Genomic DNA, 20,575 nt, shown 5'->3' with positions numbered 1-20,575 from the left:
GCTGCGCGAGGGGTGGGGGCGTGAGCCGTTTCGGCACGCGTGGATGGGTGGGGGCTTTGGCTCTCGCGGTGGTTGCCGGGCTGCTGCCTGCTGGTGCAGCAGGAACGGCAACAGCAGCGGATGGCCAAGGGGTGAAGCTTCCCAGGCTCAAGCAGCCGCCAACCGTAGCTGTGAAGCAGATGGCCCCCGGCGGTACGAAGTGGCGCGGCGATCGAGCCAAGTGGAAAGCCCCAAAGGTCACCTGGCCTGCCCCTGGCACCGCCACCGTCGACGTGAGAGCGAGCGGCGCCGCCTCGGCTCCGAAGCGCGCCGGTGCACTACCGGTCGCTCTCCGTGCCACCGCCTCCAAGACACGCGTCGCCGCCCACAGTCCGGGCAAGGTCAAGGTCACCGTCGCCAGCAGGGACGTGGCTCGTAAGGCCGGTGTAGACGGCATCCTGCTTTCCCTCAGCCCAACCGATGCGGCCTCCGCCAGAGGCGAGGCTCAGGTCCAGGTGGACTACAAGTCCTTCCGCGGAGCCTACGGCGGTGACTGGGCCGCTCGTCTGCGTCTGGTCCAGATGCCTGCCTGTGTACTGACCACGCCGGCTAAACCTGTATGCCGGATTGGAAAGCCGCTGGCAACGAGGAACGATACGAAGACGGGCACGCTTTCGGCGGCCGTTACTCTGCCTGGCTCTGGGAGCAAGGCTGCCCGGACGGCGCCAGCGCCTATGGGGGCAGCAGTTCTGGCGGCCACGGCGGACGACTCCGGTCCGACGGGCAACTACAAGGCGACCTCGCTGCAGCCATCCGGCTCGTGGAGCCATGGTGGCTCAACCGGCGCATTCAGCTGGTCGTACCCGATCGGCGTCCCGTCGGTACCCGGTGGTCTGCAGCCGAAGATCTCGCTGGGCTACAACTCACAGTCCGTTGACGGCCGCACTGCCGCATCCAACAACCAGCCCAGCTGGGTCGGCGATGGGTGGGACTGGGAGCCCGGCTACATCGAGCGCCGCTACAAGCCGTGCAACGACGACAAGACCGGTGGAACCAACACCACGAAGGTCGGTGACCTGTGCTGGTACAACAACAACGCCATCCTGTCACTCGGCGGGAAGAACACCGAGCTCGTCTACGACAGCACCAAGGGGTGGCACCCGGCCTCCGACTCCGGTGAGAAGGTCGAGAAGCTCACCGGGGCCTCTAACCCGGACAAGGGCACTGCAGGCGTTGACGGTGTCGGCGAACACTGGAAGATCACGACGACCGACGGCACCCAGTACTTCTTCGGGCTGAACAAGCTGCCCGGTTGGAGCGACAATGGCACGGCCGCCGATGATCCGGTGACCAACTCCACGTGGACGGTCCCGGTGTTCGGCAATCAGTCGGGCGAGCCCTGCTACAACTCCTCGTTCGCTGCGGCCTGGTGCCAGCAGGCGTGGCGTTGGCAGCTGGACTACGTCGTCGATCCGCGCGGTAACGCTGAGGCGTACTACTGGAAGACCGAGGCCAACAACTACGGCCGCAACGTCTCCGAGACGACAGGTGCCTCCACCCTCACCCCGTACATCCGCGGCGGCTACCTGGACCACATCGACTACGGCCTGCGCTCGAACAGCGTCTACTCGGCCAAGGCCATGGCCCAGGTCTGGTTCGGGGTGAGCGAGCGATGCCTCACCACATGCGGCACCTTCGACGCGACCAACGCCAAGAACTGGCCGGACGTACCGTTCGACCAGTACTGCAAGGACGGGTCCACCGAGTGCAAGGACCAGTACTCGCCCACCTTCTGGTCACGTAAGCGCCTGACTGGCATCACTACCAAGGTGCTCACCGGCGGGGTCCACAAGGACGTCGATGCATGGGTCCTCAAGCAGGGCTTCCCGCCCTCTGGCGACGGGGTCTCCACACCGATGTGGCTGGAGTCCATCACCCGCACCGGCAAGGCCGGCGGTACGGCCGGGCTGCCTGCAGTGACCTTTACCGGTGTGCAGAAGCCCAACCGAGTCGATTCACTCGGCGACGGCCTGGCTCCCTTCGTCCGCCTGCGTATGTCCCAGATCACCACGGAGACCGGCGGCAGCATCGGAATCGACTATCTCGATCCTGAATGCACAGCCCCTAGCTTGCCGCCCACCGACGCCTCGAACAGCACACGCTGCTATCCGGTGAAATGGGCCTACGAAGGTGAGACAGCCAAGCAGGACTGGTTCAACTCCTACGTCGTGCAACGGGTCATTGAAGGGGACAACCTTGCGGCGACGCCGGACACGGTGATCGAGTACGCCTACGTCGGCGGCGCCGAGTGGAGCAAGAGCACGGACGAGTTCACCAAGCCCGAAGACCGCACGTACTCCGTCGCCCGCGGCTACTACCAGGTACAGACCCGCAAGGGAGCCGGCACAGAACCCAAGACGTTCTCCGAAGCTCGCTACTTCCGCGGCATCGACGGCGCGGCTGTGGAGAACTCCGCCAACGTCGCGGTCACTGACCGGGAGCAGTTCGCCGGCTGGCTCCGCGAGAGCGCGACCTACAACGGGAACGGCGGCGCACTCGTCAGCGCCACCTCATACACCCCATGGCGTTCGGCCAAAACCGCAGCCCGCAGCCGCACCGCCGCCGAGCTGCCGGACCTGGAGGCCTACTACACCGGTACCGCGGCGGAGGAGACCCGAACCACCGTCACCGGCGGCGGCACCCGCACGACCAAAGTCACCCGTGGCTTCGACAGCTACGGCATGGTCAGCGAGGTCTCCGAGCATGGCGACATCACCAAGTCCGGCGACGAGAAGTGCACCACCACTCAGTACGCCCGCAACACGAATGCTGCCGTCTGGATCCTCAATACTGTTTCGCGCACCGAGACAGTTGCGGCCGCATGTGGTACCACGGTCAGTCGTCCGGGCGACATCATCGATGACATCCGCGCCTACTACGACGGCGGAGCACTCGGGGCAGCGCCGACCAAGGCCCTTGTCACCAAGACCGACCGCATCAATGGCAGCGGCAACGGCTATGACGTCACCACTTCCGTCCCCCGCACCTGTGGTCTGACCCAGGACCAGTACTGCTTTGACCAGTACGGCCGCTCCCTGGCCACGGCTGACGCATACGGCAAGGTCACCTCGACCGCCTTCACCCCCGCCTCGGGCGAGGTAGCCACCACGGCAGTCGTGATCAACCCACTGGGCCACAAAACCACGACAGTCGTGGACCCCTTGCGAGGACAGCCGGTCAAGGTCACCGACGCCAACAGCAAGGTCACCTCGACCGCCTACGATGCACTGGGCCGTGTCACCAAGGTCTGGACCCCCACCCGCTCGGCCGTCACTTACCCCAGCGCACCGAACTACAGCTTCGACTACTTGGTACGTAAAGACGGCCCGGTCGTCGTCACCACCAGGGTGCTCGATCACAACTCCGAGTACCAGACCAGCTATGCCTTCTACGACGGACTCCTACGCCCCCGCCAGACCCAGGCGAAAGCCCCGGACAACGCTGGCCGGCTGCTGACGGAGGTCTTCTACAACACCCGTGGCGAGGCATGGCTCGACTCCGGGACGTACTTCGCCACCGGCGCCCCGGAAGCAGTGCTCGTCACGGGTCAGGAGACTCAGTATCCGGCCTCGACCGAGACGATCTTCGACGGCGTCGGGCGGCCTACAGCGGTGATCACCAAGCGGTTCGGCGACGAGACCAAGCGCACCACCTCAAGCTACGCAGGTGACGTCACCACCATCACACCGCCCGAGGGTGGGACCACGACGACCACCGTCGTGGATGCGCTGGGCCGTACAACACAGGTCCGGCAGCACACGGGCGCTGAGCCACCCACGCAATCCATCAGCTACACCTACAACAAGCACGGACGCCTGGAAACCGTCACAGACCCGTCGGGCGCGAAGTGGACCTACACGTACGATGTCCGTGGCCGTCAGACCCGAACAGATGACCCTGACAAGGGCGCCACGGTCACGACGTACGACCACGGCGACAGAGTCACGGACGCGCAGAGCGTTGCCCGTGGCATCACTCTGCACACCGACTACGACCCCCTCGGCCGCCCTACCGCCCTGAAGAAGGGCACCACCACGCTTTCGGCCTGGACCTATGACACCGTCGCCAAGGGACAGCTCACCGCAGCCACGCGCTACATCGACGGCAACGCATACATCAATGAGATAACCGAATACGGCGACCTCTACCAACCCGCTGCCACCAAGTTCATCGTCCCGGCCAGTGAGGGCCCACTGGCAGGCACGTACGAGTGGTTCAACTTCTTCACCGACAACACCGGTCAGCTGACGGAGACCGAACACCCCGAAATGGGCGGCCTTCCCGCCGAGTCGGTCACCAGCGCATACAACACAGCAGGACTACTCGATTCGGTCTACGCTGGCAGCGATCCCATTATCTCCAGCAGCACCTATGACCACTACGGTCGCAACGTCCGTGCGGAGTACGGTGAGTTCGGCCGGCACCTGTTCGTCACGAATGAATTCGACGACCACACCAGCAACCTGACCCGCACCTATACGGATCGCGAGGTCGCCCCGCAGCGCGTCGAGGACACCCGCTACACCTACGACCCGGCAGGCAACATCACCCAGATCGCTACCGCCTACGGTCAGGACGCCACCCGCACCACCGACACCCAGTGCTTCACCCTCGACGCTCTACGCCGCATCACCGAAGCCTGGACGAACACCGGCGAGGAGTGCGCTGAAACTCCCTCTGCCGCGGTAGTGGGAGGTCAGGATGCCTACTGGACCACGTACACCTACGATGCCATCGGCAACCGCAAGGCCGAAACGCAACACAAGACCGCATCCGGCCCCACCGCCGACACCATCCGCACCTACGCGGACCCCGAGGCGGGCAAGCACAACCTGCCCAAGGTCACTCAGACCGGCACCGACCCCCACGACGAGACCTACACATACGACGGCGCCGGCAACACCACCATGCGCAAGATCGGCACCAATGCCGCGCAGACCTTGGACTGGGACGACGAAGGACACCTCAAGTCCGTCACACAGGGCACCAATGTCTCCAGCTACCTGTACGACGTAGAAGGCCAGCGGCTAATCCGTAAGGATTCCACGGGCACAACCCTGTATCTGCCGGGTGGCAACGAACTCCACATGGACAAGGTCGGTCTGGTCACCGGAACGCGCTACTACGGCTCCATCGCCATGCGCACCGGCGGCAAGCTCACCTTCACCCTCACCGACCACCACAACACCACAACCACCCAGATCACAGCAGACGCCACCCAGGCCATCACCCGTCGCAAGACCACCATCTTCGGCGCCCCTCGTGGCACTCAGCCCACCGCATGGACCGGCGACAAGACCTTCGTCGGCGGCACCAAGGACAAAGACACCGGCCTCACGCACCTCGGCGCCCGCGAATACGACCCAATGATCGGCCGCTTCATCAGCGTCGACCCGATCATGGTCCTCACCGAATCGCAGCAGATCCACCCCTACACCTACTCAGCCAACAACCCCGTCATCTTCTCCGACCCCAGCGGCCTCGCACTTGCCTGCGGACGAGGCGGAGACGAATGCCCCGACGACGGCGACCCGATGCCCGAGGGCCCGAACGACGACGGCAACGGCCTCAATCATGGCGACACGCCGGGCAGCGACGGACCAGCACCCGGTTCGAATGGCTCTGGCGGCCTCGGGGAGGAGATCGGCTACGACTTCAACGAGGACGGATACATCTCCTTCTGGCCCGGCGTCGATGTCCCCGCGAGCTGGGATAAGGCGCGGGTCTACATCCAAGCCTTCTACGACAAGATCGACCTGCTGTGCCATTACGGGCCCGAGGTATGCGGTGATCCTGAATACCCGCTCTTCTCCCATGTCACCAACAGTGCAAAGGGGGGCGGCTGTCTAGCAGCAGTCGGGAAGGATTGCGGCGGCGACCTGGCTCACCTGGGTTGGTCAGCGATGGTCCAGGCGTCCGGGGCATTCATGGCCGGTACGGTGGCGAGTGAAGGGCCCGCGGGCGGCCCAGTTGGTTGGCGCTGGGGCAAACAGGGCAACTGCACCAAGTGCTTCCTCGCCGGCACCGACGTCCTCATGGCCAACGGCACCACAAAGGACATCGAAAAAATTGAGGTCGGCGACGAAGTCCTCGCAGCCAACCCCCTGACAGGTGAGGCTGGCAAACGCGAGGTCACAGACCTCATAGTCACCGAGGACGACAAGCATTTCAATGAGTTGACCATTAGCACCCCAGATGGCTCGAAGAAGCTCACCGCTACACACGAGCACCCCTTCTGGTCGCCATCCGAGAAGCAGTGGATCGAAGCCAGCAAGCTCAAGCCCGGCATGACACTGCGCACCGACCGCGGTGCTACCGTCACCATCGAAGGCAACCGCCCTTACACGAAGCACGCCCGTACGTACAACCTGACTGTGGACGGCCTCCACACGTACTATGTGCTGGCGGGCGAGATACCGGTACTTGTTCACAATGCGAAATGCGGGCCCGGAACGCTGCCCGGAACAAGGTTCGACGTGCCGACTGAGCCGGGTGTCTACACCATTCACCTGAATGACGGGACGAAGTACGTAGGAAGCTCCACCACAAGCATCAGGGAGCGGGTTAATAAGTCGATGCGGTCCAAGCACGCGGTACGCAAGGCCGGGTATACGGCGGACGATGTGGTCAACGTCACTTACTTCACTCTGCCGCACGGTACGGACGGGGTAGCTATTCGCCGCATGGAGCAAACGATGATGGAAGGGGTAAAGGAGAGAGGCTGGACTCTCTTGAACCGGAGAGATCCAGAGATTCAAGTCCCATTCGGTGGATACCTGCCGTAAGTCTCGACTGGAGTTTGTGATGGGAACCTGGGGATCAGGCCCGCTCGACAGCGACACCGCTGAGGACTTCCTCGATCAGATGGAAGAACAGTCCGTATCGCAGCGGCTGACGGTCGTGGAGAACACGTTCCGTTCCGCCATCGAGGCGAGCGGTAGCTCTAATTCCTCCGTACTGCCTGAGGAAGTGATGGCTGCTGCCGCTGTGGTTGCGGCCAATATTCCGGCCGGGCGTGACTTGGCTTGGAATGAGGAATGCCCCAGCATCACAGAATGGCTGGCGAAGCCGATTACGCCCGCCCTCGCCTTGTCTGCGATTCAGGCGCTGGAAGTGACATTGCCTGCAGACGGTTGGTTCTGGAGGAGCTGGGTCGACGCTGGCGAGAGGGAAGAGGCTCAGGCTGCAATCGACAGTTTGAGATCTGTGCTGCGCCCCGTCAGCGAAGGTGAATCTGCGTAGTCCGCTGGCCGATATCGACCCGAGAGTCGACTGCATGCGAGGAGCCCCACCGAAGCGGGATTCGGTGGGGCTCCTCAGCAGTTTGACGGCAACGCTGACGCTGAAGTTGAAAGGCTGAGGTGACAGGGTTATGGGGGCTGCAGCCCGAGGCCGGCCTCGGCAATGAAGCCGTCGAGGACGCACGGGTCTCGTTGAAGGTGCTGTAACCGGCTCTTCACGAGCGGTGCGAGGTCTTTCGTGGTCCCGGCCTTGATCCTGGTGTCGATCTGCTCGCCGAAGGCGAAGGAGCGGGCGCGGTCGTTGATCTTGGGCCTGTCGACGTGGGCGCGGGTGGCCGCGATCCGGGTGGCGTCGGTCAGGAGTTCGGGTGTGGCCCAGACGGGTGGTGGGTGTAGCTGCCTGCGGGGCCGTCGAGGCGGATCGTGGCGCGAAAGTGGATCAGGCCGTGCTGCTGGTATGCGGCGACCTTGGCGTACGACACGCGGACGGACCTGAGCAGCAGACGCTGCGGGACACCGGGCACGGCGGCGACGGTCCGGCGTAGGTGGAGCACGAAGCAGGCCGACAGAGCCGGGGCGTGGGTGTTCCACAGCACGGCACCCGTGTAGTCGTACAGCTCAGGGGCGAGAGGCGTGCCGAGGAGCGGCTCGCCCTTGGGGGGATGCGTCCGCAGCAGCAGCAGCAGCGGGCGGAGCCGGTGACGCGTCGCACGTGAACCCGCCCGTACGAGGGCGCCGGGAAGGTGGCGAACACACGGGGGTGGGACGCGACCTGTTCCGGGATGTTCTTGCCGCCGCGCAGGCCGGCGGCGATGAGCTGGTAGGTGTGGCGGTAGAGCTCGGCGCAGGAAGGGCAGCGGCTGGTGCGGCGGGTTGCCGTAGCGGGCCAGCAGATGCCCGGCGGGCAGCTCCTTGGACTTCAGTTCGCGCAGAGCGGCCGTCGGTAGAAACGCCGTATGGCTCCACCCGGGCGAAGGGTGCGGGGCCCTTTCCGTCTGTAAGGGACTCCGCTGCGTGAGAGTTCGAGACGTCGACTCCCCCACGCTTAACCTGCATCGATCCAGCAGACATCCCCAAGCGCCTCCTTCGGGAAGGCCCTCGGGAGACGCCAGTGGACACGCGGTGGACGGAAGGACCCGTAAGGATCAGGAAGGCCGGCACACGGCCAGAACGGTTGCAGGTCGCTGACCTGCGGATATAGGAAGATCGAGGCAAGATCGAGGCGCGATCGGAAGATCCGAAAAGGACTCATAATCCGTCGGCCGTGGGTTCGAGTCCCACCCGCCCCACCGAGCGCCGCAGGTAGCAGAAACGATCTGACCTGCGCAAACGCAGTAGTGAGACCCCTCGCCAATCGCGTGAGGGGACCATTGCTGGGGCACCATCGAGAGGGCCGGGAAGGGCACCTCGACCAGGACGTACGGGCGGGGCTCGGGCTCGCGCTGGAGGCAGGAGCCACCGGGAACCGGCCCGACGCCGAAGGAACGGAGTTCGGGCGGTACTCGGCCGAGCAGGGCGCGCGTCATGCACGACGCCGTCAACTACCTGGACTGCGGGGCCGCCGACGGCAAGAGCGGCGAGGACAAGGACCCCCCGCGCATCGCCAAGGCTGACGAACTGCTCGCGACCGACGAGTAGCGACGCGCAAGCCCCTCGCCAACGCCCTGGCCGACTACTCGCCCGACATGGTGGACATACATCGACGGCGACGCGCCTGGCGGCAGGGCAGGCGCGAAGGATGCCTGCGCCCAGGGCGACGACGACTCCCAGATCCAGAACAGCAGGAGCAGCCTGCTGCGCATCGTGCGAGGCGTCTCCTAGGCGGACGGCACCGACAATTTCGAGCGGATGTACCAGGCGCAACAGGGTTACATGTCGCAGGAGCTGATGGACCGGGACTTCGCCAGCGACACCGCGGTGACGAACCAGGCGCGCATGGTCGGAGAGGTGACGGGCGCGCTCAACGCCGTCGGCGGCGACGTCAAGATGGACGTCCACGACGAGAAGATCAGCGACGCCACAGACAAGCGGTTCCACGGCTACCACCTCGGCGGCGGCGCGATCACCGGAATCCCGGTCATCGGTGACGCGGAGCCGGCGATCATCGCGACCGGCGCTCTTGTCGTGATCGCCGCTTTCGCCTCCCTGCACTGCTGGTGGAACACGAATGTGTTGGGCGCGGAGGCCCTCGGGCGGCGGCGCTCGCGCCAAGATTCACTGTGTCGGCGAGCAGGCGCCACCCTCAAGGGCTGGCGCCTGCTGCGGAAAGTCTGCCGCGGAGCAACCGCGTCACCGCGATCGCCGAGGCCGTCCTCGTCCTTTACCACGCCTCAATGTGAGGTTGGAAAGGGATCACTGTCTGAGGTCGATCGTGCGTACCGGCTGTCCCGTGGTCCGGGCGATGGTTTCGAAGTCGCGGTCGTAGTGGAGCAGGGTGAGGCCCGCTTCTTCGGCGGCGGCTGCGACCAGGAGGTCGACCGGGCCCGCGCTGCGGTGTTCGCCCTTCGCGGTGAGCTGTTCCTGGACCACGCGGGAGCGGCGATAGATGCCGTCCGGCATCGGACACCACACGTAGTGGGCGTCGAGTGCCGCCTTCAGTCGTGCGCGGTCCGCGGAAGAGCGGGCGGAATAGAGGACCTCAAGTTCCGTGATGTCGCAGATCGCGACGAGGCCGGCAGCGATCCTGTCGTCCCACTCGGCCGTGTTCCGGGCGAGAAGGACGCGGGCGAGGGCGGAGGTGTCGATGAGGTAGTCGGCGGCGGTCACGGCCGGTACTGGCTCTTGTCCAGAAGGATGTCGAGGTCCAGGGCTCCGTCGGCCACCAGTTGCCGGGCGTCTTCGAGTGCGCGCAGGCGCCGGTAGCGAGCGGTGACCTCGCGCAGGGCGGTGTTGATCGTGTCGCGCTTGGTGGTGGTGCCGAGTTCCCTGGCGGCGGCTTCCAGTGCCTCGTCGTCGAGGTCGATGACAGTTCGGCTCACGGCGACTCCCCTTGTATACGACGGCGTATATCAGTATACCTGATCCATTGTATAAGAAGTCGGCGGCCTCCAGCCTGGTCCTGATCCGCGGGCTCCATGGCCGGGAGGTGAGTCCAGGTCCGCAAGTCCCGCGGCACAGGCCAAAACTGGACAAGAAGGTGCTCCTATCGCCAGGAGACAACATGTCCAACGCAACAGTGACCCTTCCGGCCACAGAAAGTGACCCTCGGGCCACGAGGGCGAGCCCTGCTTCGCCGGCTACCGCGGGAGCGCGAGACGCGGCCCCACCCGCTCATCGGGGCCGGCCCTGCTGCTCGGGCGCAAGGTGGACGATCAGGGCATCTCCTGGTGGCGCAGGACCCGGCTCGCCGACCGCGCGCCGGGGACCGGTGCGCAGGCACCCGTACGTCCACGAGGGCGAGCCGGCCCACGCCCACGGGGCGCAGAGAGCCGGGGGGCAGGGCGGCATCGATCGTTTCGCGCTGCCGTGCGGGCCGATCACCGCGGCCCTGCAGGTGTGGGCGCCACCGACACGGACACCGGAGCCGGCCGCGATCTGCGCCAGGGCGTCGTGCCGACGCGTGGAAGGAACTCCGTGCACACCCACCCGCCATGCTCACGACCCGCTTGACGCGCGGGCAGGCAATGTCCGGAGGGAGGTACCGGGCCTCAGTCGCTCTCCGTCGCCCGGAACCGGCGGCGGCCGGCCGTCACGAGCTCGGCCGTCGTCCCCGCCGCGAAGACGAGAGCGGTGACCGCGTAACCGACTCGGAGCCAGAGAGGCCGGTCCGGGTCCGAGAACGTCAGGAACGTGAACCAAGTCACCCCGAGGAGCCCTCCGAGCCGCTGCAGAGCACGCGATGGCCGGCGCTCCTCGGCACGAACTTCCGTCATGAATTCCTTCGCCTCCTGCGGGATTTGGGCCCTGCGTCGCATCTCGCCGGGACAGCGCCGTCCAGGGGACAGAGGGGGCATGAGCCCCGCAGGGCTGTGTCGGCACAGCTCGGCCAGACGGCGTCCGAGTCGAGAACCATACACGTGAGCGATCAAGGTCAGGCTGGTGACGAAGCGCACAGCGATCAAACTTGATCAAGGTGGAGGTGGCTGAATAACCTTCTGCAGGCGTCGCCCGACCAGCGACGCTGTGCAAGCAGCAACGGGGAGTTGTGCGCGCTGACCACGTGCACTCAAGCACAGCCGAACACACGGCTGCCCCCTGCCTTCGTGACAGGGAAGAACGTGCAGTTGATCCATCAGAACACCTGCGTCGCCTCAGCGACCGCTTCCGACTCATTCGTCATGCCCGGGCATGGGCGGCGGACTCGTCACTCATCCGCTGCCGTCGGCGTGGGGCGCTCGTGGCTACGGCGTGCGCGCTCCGTCGTGCGTATGGGCGCGCACCTCTCATAGAGCCATCTCGTAGAACCATCTGCCCGGCGGTCCGGATGAGTGCCGGTGGGCGCGTCGTCACCTGTGTCCGCCGTGGTGTGGCGGCCGGGTCCGCCGCTCTGGCGAGTCGCGTAAGCGGTGCGACTTTCGCTCTGCTGTCCACCTGAACCTCGGATTTCGCATTCGCGTAGGTTCCTTCGTGCATCGCCGGGCAACGCGTCAGATTTTTCCTCCCCTCGTTGGGGTCTGGCGCCGATCCTTTGCAGACCTTTCTGTGGATTCGGTCATTTCGGCATGCCTGAATACCTGTTGTCTGCGTGACGTGGTTCTCGGGTTCAGGCCTGGAAAAATCTCATCCGATCCGTATTGTTCCATTCGCCGCCCGGAAGCGTGAGGGCGGAACTTTTACTGCGTCCTTTGGGCTGCAGTTTCGATCCATAGGGAAAAAGAATGAAGCGAATCAAGTCCTTTGTCGCTGCCGGTGTCGTCGCAGCCGTCGCCACGGTGGCCGTGGCCACGAGCGCCTCGGCGACGAACTCCGCAACTCCGGCGGAGGAGACCACTGCCGCTGCTTTCCGGGCGGCTGCGCAGGGTCCTGACCAGAAGGTCGTGAAGGCCGAGCCCAGGGCCGCGTGGAAGGAGATCGCGAAGAAGGCCGCGGGTTCCTTCCTCGGCAGTGCTGCCTACGAGGTCGCGACGTCCAGGGCGAAGAAGCAGTACGGCAAGGCCCCGAAGGGCTACTTCATGCGGGGTGGAGCGCCGGTGACGAACGACGTCGAGATCGACCTCGACCGCGCGTTCGACTAATTGCGCAGCGCCGGTGCGGGGGTGCTTCTGCTCCCGCACCGGCGGCACTTCGAGGCCTGAGGACGAACGGAAGTGGATCGAATGAGTGGACCCCGGCCCTTGGTGGCCTGGCGCAGGTCGCGTCGGATACCCGTTGTGCTTGCCGGTGCGGGGATCTCGGCGGTATTGGCATTCCATTTCATCATGACCGCGCTGTACAACACTCCGTTCAATCCCGTCAAAAGAGATCTTGATGAAGTGATCGTCGGCTACATGTCCCCCTTCTTCAGTCAGGACTGGCATCTCTTTGCCCCGGACCCGGTCGACACGGATTCGGGGATCCTCGTGCGTTCCAAGGTCCGGTCGGAGGGAGGCCTCCGCGTCACTGAATGGGCCGATGTCACGACGCCGCACATCACCAAGATCCATGGTGAGCGTATGTGGCCGGCCAGGGTCGACCGCCTGCCCACCGGAGTGAAGGCGCAACTCGAGTCGTGGCCCGACCCCGTGCTGCAGAAGATCCGTGACCAGAAGGACGACGAGCAGTCGGACGGTGCCAAGAGGGAGAAGGGGGCGGAGGATCCGCCCCTCAGCTCGGCCGAGAAGAGCGCGTACGAAAACGCCACGCGATTCGCCCGGGCCCTCGCGACCTCCGAGGCGAAGAAGCGGTGGGGGAACGCGGTGGAGGAGATCCAGATACGCGTCGTCTCCAACGAGTACCCGCGCTTCTCGCAGCGGCATGTCAGGGAGGCCAAGGGGAAAGTCACCTACTACGACCTGGCTTGGATGAAGCCTGTGAAGGTCACGAAGTGATCATGAATCAGTTGAGAGCGGACATGTTTTCAGCCGTGCTGCGGGTGCGGACGGCCTTCTATTCGAGGCTGGATGAGTATTCCAGGACGCGTCGTGCGCTCGTCGGGGCGGCTCTCACGCGCATCACGCTCGGATCGGTCGGGCTCTACTTCTATGTGCGGGACTACCTCGACCGCGGATACCTCTGGGGCCCGGAAGGCGTCTGGCCGTGGCAGAACTTCGTCGACCCCGACCAGGGCGGCACGTTCTCGCTGTACTCCCTCGGCAGGTCCGACATCTGGTTCGAACTGCTCTTCCACGCCGGCATGCTGGCGGCCCTGCTGTTCACCCTCGGCTGGCACACCCGTGTCATGACGGTTGTCCACTATGTATTCCTCTGGTCGCTGTACCAGAGGAACCCCATGCTGATGGACGGTGGTGACAACGTCACCTCCATCGTCCTCGTATTCATGATCTTCGTGGACTCGGGTGCACGCCTCTCCCTGGACGCGCGGAAACGTGCCGAGCGGAAGTTGCCCGACGCGGACACCGAAGCGGTACGGCACCGGATCGGATCGCTCCTCCACCACGCCGGACTTCTCGCCGTCACCCTGCAGGTCTGCACCGTCTACCTGGTTTCGGGCATGTACAAGGTCCAAGGCCGGCACTGGCAGGACGGAACGGCCCTCTACTACATTCTGCGAGTCAATGAGTTCGGCTGGCCCGGAGTGAACAATCTCCTGTACGAGAACGCCTTCCTGGTGGTCCTCATGACCTATGGAACGGTGTTCTTCCAACTGGCGTTCACGTTCCTCCTGCTCAATCGCGCACTACGGCCATTCGCCGTTGCCGGAGGTGTGCTGCTGCACCTGGGAATCGCCATTCACATGGCCGGCCTCATCACCTTCTCGTTGACCATGATCGGGCTCGAACTCCTCATCATGGGCGACGATCACTACCGTCGCGTCCGCGCATTCCTCCACCGGTTCCGGAAGGCGCTCTCGGTCACGACCTGAGCCGACATCAAGAGAGGCGAGCATGCTTGGCCCACAGTGGGTCCGCGTCAAGAGGTGTCCGGTGCAGGAGCGCAGAGCCCAGTGCCTCCTCCTGAGTCTCTGTCTGGTGGCGATGGCGGCCACTGCCTGGCTCGTCTGTCTTCCCCAGCCGCCCCGGCTGGGGAAGGCCACCACGGGGGACCCGGCGCTGGCCGCGCGTGTGCGCGCGGCCGTAAGCGACGCGGATGGATTCCGCGGCCTCTCGGTCGCGGTCGTCGACCGTGGACGTACGGCCTTCGCCGGGCTGGGCGACTCCGGCAACCGCGAGCATCCGGCAGTCGGGGAGAGCACGGTCTTCGAGGTGGGTTCCATCGGCAAGCCCATGACGGGCATGCTGTTGTCCTCGCTGGCGGACAAGCGCCGGTTGGACATCGGCAAACCGTTGGGCGACCTGCTTCCACGCACGTATTTCTCCGATCCCGCGCTCGCCTCGGTGACGCTGACGGACCTGCTCACCCATCGCTCCGGACTCGGCCCCATGCCTGCCGGCCTCGACACCACTCGCAGAGATCTGGAGTTGCGCCTCCTCGGCCGCGATCCGTACCACGGACTCACCGAGCAGGACGTCTTCTCCGCCGCAGCGAACGCCCCGCTCGGTGCGCCGGGAAATTACGTGTACTCCAACCTCGGAGTTGCTTTGGCGGGACAGACCGCCGCGCGCGTGGTCGGAGCGCCCTACGAAGAGCTCCTCCAAGAGGAGGTCATCGGTCCTCTGGGAATGAAGAACACGGGTGTCGTCCAGCGAGCCGAAGACATTCCCAGGCGCAGCGCCAGTGGCATGAAGGGGTCAGGCCCCGCCATGGATCACTGGACGGCGTCGGGATTCACGCCCGCGGGCGACGTCTGGTCGACGAGCAGCGACCTCGCTCTCCTTCTCCGTGCCATCAGCACGGGAGCCGCGCCGGGAGCAGTGAACTCCACCCGTCCGCTGCACGCCCTCGGGCCGACCGACCACGTCGGTCTGGGCTGGAACATCAGCCGGGCCGAGGGACGCGACGTCCTCTGGCACAACGGTGAGACAGGCGGCTTCACTTCATTCGTCGCACTGGATCGCACCACTGACCGGGGGGTGGTGGTCCTGTCCAACACCGACAAGCCGGTGGACTCGATCGGAAGGCGTCTTCTGGGGATCGACGAAGGCGCGGGAGACCGCTCGTACGAAACCTCCTGGGGAGGACCGCTGACGGTGCTCTTCAGCCTGGGTGCCGGCCTGCCCGCTCTGTGGACGGCGGCGCGGCGACGGCAACCCGAACGGCACTGCCGGACCCGCATGGCCGTCGACGTGCTCTGCGGGATCTGCATGCTCGCCGTGACATGGCGCCTCGGAGCGTGGCTGGCGGTGCCACCGGGGACATGGGGAGTCGGGCTCGTTCTGCTGACTGCCGGAACGTGGCTGTTCTTGCTCCGCCTACGCGACACCGAGGACGCGGCCGGTGTCACAGAGGGGCCGCAGAGACCTGCTCGGCCCGTTCCCTTCGTAGCCGGTCGCGCCGCTGTCCTCGCAGCCGCCGTCGTGACGTTGATCTGACCGGACAACCCGTGTCGGCGTACGCCCCACGTCGTGGCCATGAGCGCGAGTGCGCGGCCACCCCGGAAGGGCGGGCCCGGGAAGAGCACGTCGCCGCGACCGGGCCCGCCCGGCCGGTCATCTCCCCGTGAGTACGGCACCGCCGGCCACACCCCGGCGCACGCTCGCCGGCAGGGGTACGCGCTCCGGCAGCGCGTCCGTCACCGGCACCTCCGAGGTGCTCGGCGACGGGCTGCCCGTGGGCGAGGCGCCCGTACTGCCGCCGGGGCTCGGTGAGGTGGGAGCCGTCGGCGAAGGCGACGGGACCGGGCGGCCGGTCGAGGGGCGAGCGCTCGGTCCGTCGGTCACGGGCGGCGGAGCGCTGTCGGGGACAGGGGCCGGAGTACGGGCGGCCGGGGGGCGTGCGGACGGGGGCGTGACCCGAGGGCGCCCGGGCGCACCGCCGTTGCGTTCCCGGGCGGCTCCTCTGGCGGGATGGGTGGCCGGGCGTTCCGGTGCGGCCGAGGCCGTCGGCCCCGCGGTGCCGTGCTCCCGGGGACCGTCCGAGGACGGCAGCTCCGGGCTCGGCGCAGCCTGTGGGAGGCCGGCGGAGCCGTCGGCCAGCAGGGAGGACGTGCCCAGGCCGCCCAGCACCGCGAAGGCGGCCGCGGCGAGAGTCCGGCCGCCGTACGTCCTCCACCGCCGCGGACGGGGGTGGCGGACCGGGGCCGCGACGGCCGCCGCCGCTACAGCCGGCGCCGTCGCCAAAGGACCCGGCGGAGTGGCCGTATCGGCCGGGGCCGGGGCAACGTCGGAGGCCCCGCCGGTGGCCGTTTCCCCCTCGGGCCGGATCTCCGGCACGTCCGTGGCGGCCACCGGAATCCCACCCGTGGCGGCCACCGGGATCCCACCCGTGGGCGCCATCGGGATCTCACCCGTGGGTGCCATCGCCGAGTCGTACGCACCGCACTCGGGGCACGTCACGGCGCCGTTGAGGGTGCGGCGGCAGGGTACGCAGTAGTCCATGGGCCGGCCGCTCAGTACGTGAGCCGCGGGCGGGGACCGTGGTCCGCCGAAGGCTCGGTGCGGTGGGCCGCGGACGCCGGGCGGAGCCGGGTACGGCGCGGAAGGAAGCTGGGCATGTGCGGACCTCGCTCACTCACCGGTCTGGGTGGGTCACCGGTTACCGGGGTCAACGAGGGGCCGTGAGCGGGTGTTCAATCTGCGGCGAAAACGTGGCATGGGTAACTTCCCGCCCGATGCGGGCCGTTGACGACCCCGAGCGCCGTGCGGACCTCGCGGCGGGCGGGGCGGCCGGTCGCCCGGACGGCCCCCGGGGGCCGCACGGTCGGTTCACCCGCCGAGCGCCGTGGCCTCCGGCGGGCGAGGCTGCACCCTGGAGGTGCGTCATGGAGCAGACGACGGCGGACGTGTGTGTGGTCGGTGCCGGATTCGCGGGTCTGGCGGCCGCGCGGAACCTGGCGCACGCGGGCCGGGAGGTGATCGTGCTCGAGGCCCGGGACCGGGTCGGCGGGCGGGTGTGGAACCGTGAGATGCCCGACGGCACGGTGGTCTCCGCGGGCGGCACCTGGCTCGGGGACGGCCAGGCGAGGATGTTCCGGCTCGCGCGGGAGTACGGGCTCCGGGCGTATCCGCAGTACGACGACGGCGATCACGTCCTGAGGCTCGACGGCGCCGAGCACCGCTACCGGGGGACCATCCCCAAGGCCGGTCCGGCGACGCTCGCGTCCCTGGGGCTGGCCTTCACCCGGTTGAACGCGATGGCTCGGCGGCTCCCCGCCGACGCCCCCTGGCTGGCGCGGAACGCGCGGACGCTCGACGCCCGCACGCTCGGGCAGTGGCTCGCCGATCCGCTCAACGTGCCCTCGGGGACCGCGCACACCGTGCTGAAGGCGACGATGAGCCTGCTGTTCTGTACCGACCCCGCCGAGGTCTCCCTGCTGGGCGCCCTCGTACTGGCCCGGGGCGGCGGCGGGTTCGACTACTACACCGACAGCGGCAGGACGGAGACCCATCTCCTCGACGGCGGGACCCCGGAGCTGGCCCGGCGTATGGCCGAGGGGCTGGGCGACGCAGTGCGCCTGGCCAATCCCGTCCGGCGGATCGTCCAGAACGGGAACGACGCCGAGGTGAGCACGGACGCGCTGACCGTGCGGGCGCGCCGGGTGATCGTCGCCGTCCCGCCGGTGCTGACCGGACGCATCCTGTTCGAGCCGGCGCTGCCGTCCGCCGCCGGCCATCTGCGGCAGCGGATGGCGCCCGGGTCGATCATCCGCGTCCACACCGCGTACCCCGAGCCGTTCTGGCGCGGTCAGCGGCTGTCCGGGCAGACGCTCGCCCCCCTCTCGGCCGTGCCGGGCACCATCGACCAGACCCCGCCCGGAGGCCGCCCCGGCGTGCTGAGCAGCTACGCCTTCGGCCCCGGGGCCGTCCGCCTCGGCCGGCTGGACCCCAAGGAGCGCCGGGACGTCTGGCTGCAGGCGCTCGCGGAGCGGTTCGGCCCGGAGGCCCTGCACCCTCTCGGATACCTGGAGACCGACTGGTCCGCCGAGGCCTGGTCCGGCGGTGGGATGATCGGCCACTTCCCGCCCGGGGCCCTGACGGCGTACGGCCGGGCGCTCCGCGAGCCGGTCGGCCGGATCCACTGGGCCGGCACGGAGACCGCGACGCAGATGCACGGGCTGATGGAGGGCGCGGTGCGGTCCGGCGAGCGTGCCGCCCGGGAGGTCCTGGCCCTGAACTGACGGCCCCCGCGGCCGGGGGCCGATCGCACCGGCTACGGCCGCGCCGCGGCGCCCACGCCCCGACACCGCTCGCCGGGACGCTCGGGGCGTCCGGTCCCGGCAGGTGGGGGAAGATGGGTGGGAACGGCCGGGTGAGTGCTGATGTGCCTGGAATCCAGGGATTCAGGGAGGCCTCATGCCGCGCACCGACGACGCGTCACCGATCGGTTCCGGGGAACACGTATCCGCCCCGCCCGATGACGTACGGACGCTCAAGCACGTCATCGAGCGGGAGATCGACGCCCTGCGCGCGGATGTGGGCGACTCCACCCCGGCCCGGGCGAGCCCGGGCGCCGTGACCGCGGACGACACCCCGGCCGCCGTGCCGCGGGCCGCCGGCTCCGCGGAGCCCGGCCGCGGGCAGGACCGGGACACCCACGGGCGACGTGACGTCGCGGACCGGGGCACCCGGGGGCGACGTGGCGCCGCGGGCACGGCGGACGACGATCCATGGGCCTGTCTCGCCGCCGCGCTGCCGGCAGTCCCGCTGGCCACCGCGCTCCTCGCTCCGGTGTGGGACGACGGCAGGGGGGAGGAAGGAGCGGCCGTCGTCGACTTCGTCATCACGGCCGGCAACCGCGTCCGGTCCGCCGAATGGCTCGAACCCCTGGGCCTGCTCGTGGGGCAGCGGCTGCTCGCGGTACGGCCGGGGGCGGCGTCCGCCGGCCTGATCGAGGCCCTGGCGCGCGTCATCAGGACCGGCCGGCCCCTGCACGGCTGGGCCCTGGACTACACCGAGCGGCGCGAAGGGCGGCTCAGGAGGGTCCAGCTGCTGTGCGACGCCGCCGCCTGCGGGGACCGGATCCTGGCGACCTGGCGACCCGCGCTCACCGAGGCGGACCTGCTCACCGGCGACGCGCAGAAGCTGGTCTCCATGGGGTGGGGCAACTGGGACCTGCTGTCCGGTGCGACCAGCTGGTCGGACGGGCTCCACCGCATCTTCCGCACGGCACCCGGACGGACGTGGTCGCTGACGCAGCTGTGCGACGCGCTGCTCCCCGAGGACGTCCCGCGTTTCGCGCAGTGCGTCAGGGCCCTCCTCGCCGGGGCCGACACTCCCTGGACCCGTATCCGGTTCGTCGTCGGGGACGAGGTCCGCACGCTGGACGTGCTCGGCCGGCCGCTCGCCGGCACCGACGGCCGGCCGTGGGCGATCCACCTCGTGGCGAGGGACCTGACGCCCCAGATGCGCAGCCTCCAGCGTCTGGAGGAGACCCGCAAGGAGACCGAGGTGCTGCGCCAGCAGGCCGCCGCCGAACGGAGGGTGGCCTCCCAGCTGCGCGAGGCCCTGCTGCCGACCCACTCCGCGGAGCTCGCCGAGGCGGGCATCGCCGTCGCCGCGGCGTATCTCCCGTCCGAGCGGGAGGCCGCGGTCGGCGGTGACTGGTACAAGTGCCGGCTGCTGCCCGACGGCCGGGTGCTCCTCGCCATCGGGGACGCCAGCGGTCACGGCCTGGACGCCGTCGCGCGGATGGCCCAGCAGCGCCACGCGCTGGCCGGGCTGGCCCAGACCGGGGCGGACCCGGGTGCCATGGCCACGTGGCTGAACCAGCTGATGTGCGGCGACCCCACCGCGCTCACCGCCACCGCGGTCGTCGGGTACGTCGAGCACCACGTCCTGCGCTGGGCGTGCGCCGGCCATCCGCCGCCCGTGCTGCGCCGGGCCGGCGGGGCCTCGCTCCTCCCGGGCGACCACGCCGGCCCGCTGCTCGGGCTGATCCCCGGGTACGCGTACGAGACCGCGACCGTGCCGCTGGAGCCGGGCGACCTCCTGCTCCTCTACACCGACGGCCTGATCGAACGGCGCGACGAGGACATCGAGGACTCGCTCGGCGGCCTCGTCCGCAGCCTCGCGGGCGTAGGGCCGCTGTCACCGGAGGAGACGGTCGACGACCTGATTTCCTCCCATGCCGCCTCCGGCCTGGAGGACGACGCGTGCCTGCTGGCCCTGCGGATCGACTGAACCGCGGGACCCGCGGGCGGG

General features: G+C 67.8%; 13 protein-coding genes and 1 pseudogene. 8 read left to right on the top strand and 6 right to left on the bottom strand.

What is annotated here, in order from left to right:
• The first annotated feature begins 20 nt into the window (after positions 1–20).
• Together BLT82_RS20180 and BLT82_RS20175 are read left to right on the top strand one after the other, a co-directional pair.
• A complete protein-coding gene (locus BLT82_RS20180; protein WP_093656773.1) occupies positions 21–6,824 on the top strand; it encodes a polymorphic toxin-type HINT domain-containing protein in 6,804 nt (2,267 codons plus the stop codon).
• Positions 6,825–6,843: 19 nt separating this feature from the next.
• Positions 6,844–7,281 (top strand): DUF4259 domain-containing protein, encoded by a 438-nt coding sequence (locus BLT82_RS20175; RefSeq protein ID WP_093656771.1) that lies wholly within the window; start codon positions 6,844–6,846, stop codon positions 7,279–7,281.
• 355 nt (positions 7,282–7,636) lie between these two features.
• Here BLT82_RS20175 and BLT82_RS38695 read toward each other — a convergent pair.
• The 5 genes and pseudogenes from BLT82_RS38695 to BLT82_RS20150 form a co-directional block, all read right to left on the bottom strand.
• Positions 7,637–8,175, bottom strand: a pseudogene (locus BLT82_RS38695) (replication initiator).
• Positions 8,176–9,148: 973 nt separating this feature from the next.
• Positions 9,149–9,301 (bottom strand): hypothetical protein, encoded by a 153-nt coding sequence (locus BLT82_RS37210; protein WP_167746049.1) that lies wholly within the window; start codon positions 9,299–9,301, stop codon positions 9,149–9,151.
• 331 nt (positions 9,302–9,632) lie between these two features.
• Positions 9,633–10,046, bottom strand: coding sequence for a PIN domain nuclease (locus BLT82_RS20160; RefSeq protein ID WP_093656769.1), 414 nt, complete (start codon positions 10,044–10,046; stop codon positions 9,633–9,635).
• The gene (locus BLT82_RS20155; protein WP_093656767.1) at positions 10,043–10,258 is read right to left on the bottom strand and encodes a type II toxin-antitoxin system VapB family antitoxin; all 216 of its coding nucleotides are present in this window, start codon (positions 10,256–10,258) and stop codon (positions 10,043–10,045) included. The genes BLT82_RS20160 and BLT82_RS20155 overlap by 4 nt, the downstream gene beginning before the upstream one ends.
• Positions 10,259–10,927: 669 nt before the next feature.
• Positions 10,928–11,152, bottom strand: a complete 225-nt coding sequence (locus BLT82_RS20150) for a hypothetical protein (protein ID WP_093656765.1) — start codon at positions 11,150–11,152, stop codon at positions 10,928–10,930.
• 945 nt (positions 11,153–12,097) lie between these two features.
• On the opposite strand from BLT82_RS20150, the gene BLT82_RS20145 reads away from it, so the two are divergent.
• The 4 genes from BLT82_RS20145 to BLT82_RS20130 all read left to right on the top strand — a co-directional run bounded on the left by BLT82_RS20145 (position 12,098) and on the right by BLT82_RS20130 (position 15,808).
• Complete coding sequence (locus BLT82_RS20145; protein ID WP_093656763.1) at positions 12,098–12,454, top strand: hypothetical protein; 357 nt, start codon at positions 12,098–12,100, stop codon at positions 12,452–12,454.
• A 183-nt stretch (positions 12,455–12,637) separates the two neighbouring features.
• On the top strand, positions 12,638–13,246 hold the full coding sequence (locus BLT82_RS20140; protein WP_143041510.1) for a DUF5819 family protein: 609 nt from the start codon (positions 12,638–12,640) through the stop codon (positions 13,244–13,246).
• A gap of 2 nt (positions 13,247–13,248) precedes the next feature.
• On the top strand, positions 13,249–14,241 hold the full coding sequence (locus BLT82_RS20135; RefSeq protein WP_093656759.1) for an HTTM domain-containing protein: 993 nt from the start codon (positions 13,249–13,251) through the stop codon (positions 14,239–14,241).
• Positions 14,242–14,302: 61 nt separating this feature from the next.
• Complete coding sequence (locus BLT82_RS20130) at positions 14,303–15,808, top strand: serine hydrolase domain-containing protein (protein WP_167746048.1); 1,506 nt, start codon at positions 14,303–14,305, stop codon at positions 15,806–15,808.
• Positions 15,809–15,925: 117 nt separating this feature from the next.
• Here BLT82_RS20130 and BLT82_RS38965 read toward each other — a convergent pair whose 3' ends face one another.
• Positions 15,926–16,813, bottom strand: a complete 888-nt coding sequence (locus tag BLT82_RS38965; protein WP_093656754.1) for an SCO2400 family protein — start codon at positions 16,811–16,813, stop codon at positions 15,926–15,928.
• 383 nt (positions 16,814–17,196) lie between these two features.
• Between BLT82_RS38965 and BLT82_RS20120 the strand changes: the two genes are divergently transcribed.
• Positions 17,197–18,552, top strand: a complete 1,356-nt coding sequence (locus BLT82_RS20120; RefSeq protein WP_093656752.1) for a flavin monoamine oxidase family protein — start codon at positions 17,197–17,199, stop codon at positions 18,550–18,552.
• Between the two features lie 175 nt (positions 18,553–18,727).
• A complete protein-coding gene (locus tag BLT82_RS20115) occupies positions 18,728–20,554 on the top strand; it encodes a PP2C family protein-serine/threonine phosphatase (protein WP_093656750.1) in 1,827 nt (608 codons plus the stop codon).
• Positions 20,555–20,575: the final 21 nt, after the last annotated feature.

It is taken from the genome of Streptomyces wuyuanensis, from assembly GCF_900103455.1.
Classification (GTDB): Bacteria; Actinomycetota; Actinomycetes; order Streptomycetales; family Streptomycetaceae; genus Streptomyces; species Streptomyces wuyuanensis.
This window is presented reverse-complemented; position numbering and strand designations above follow the sequence as displayed.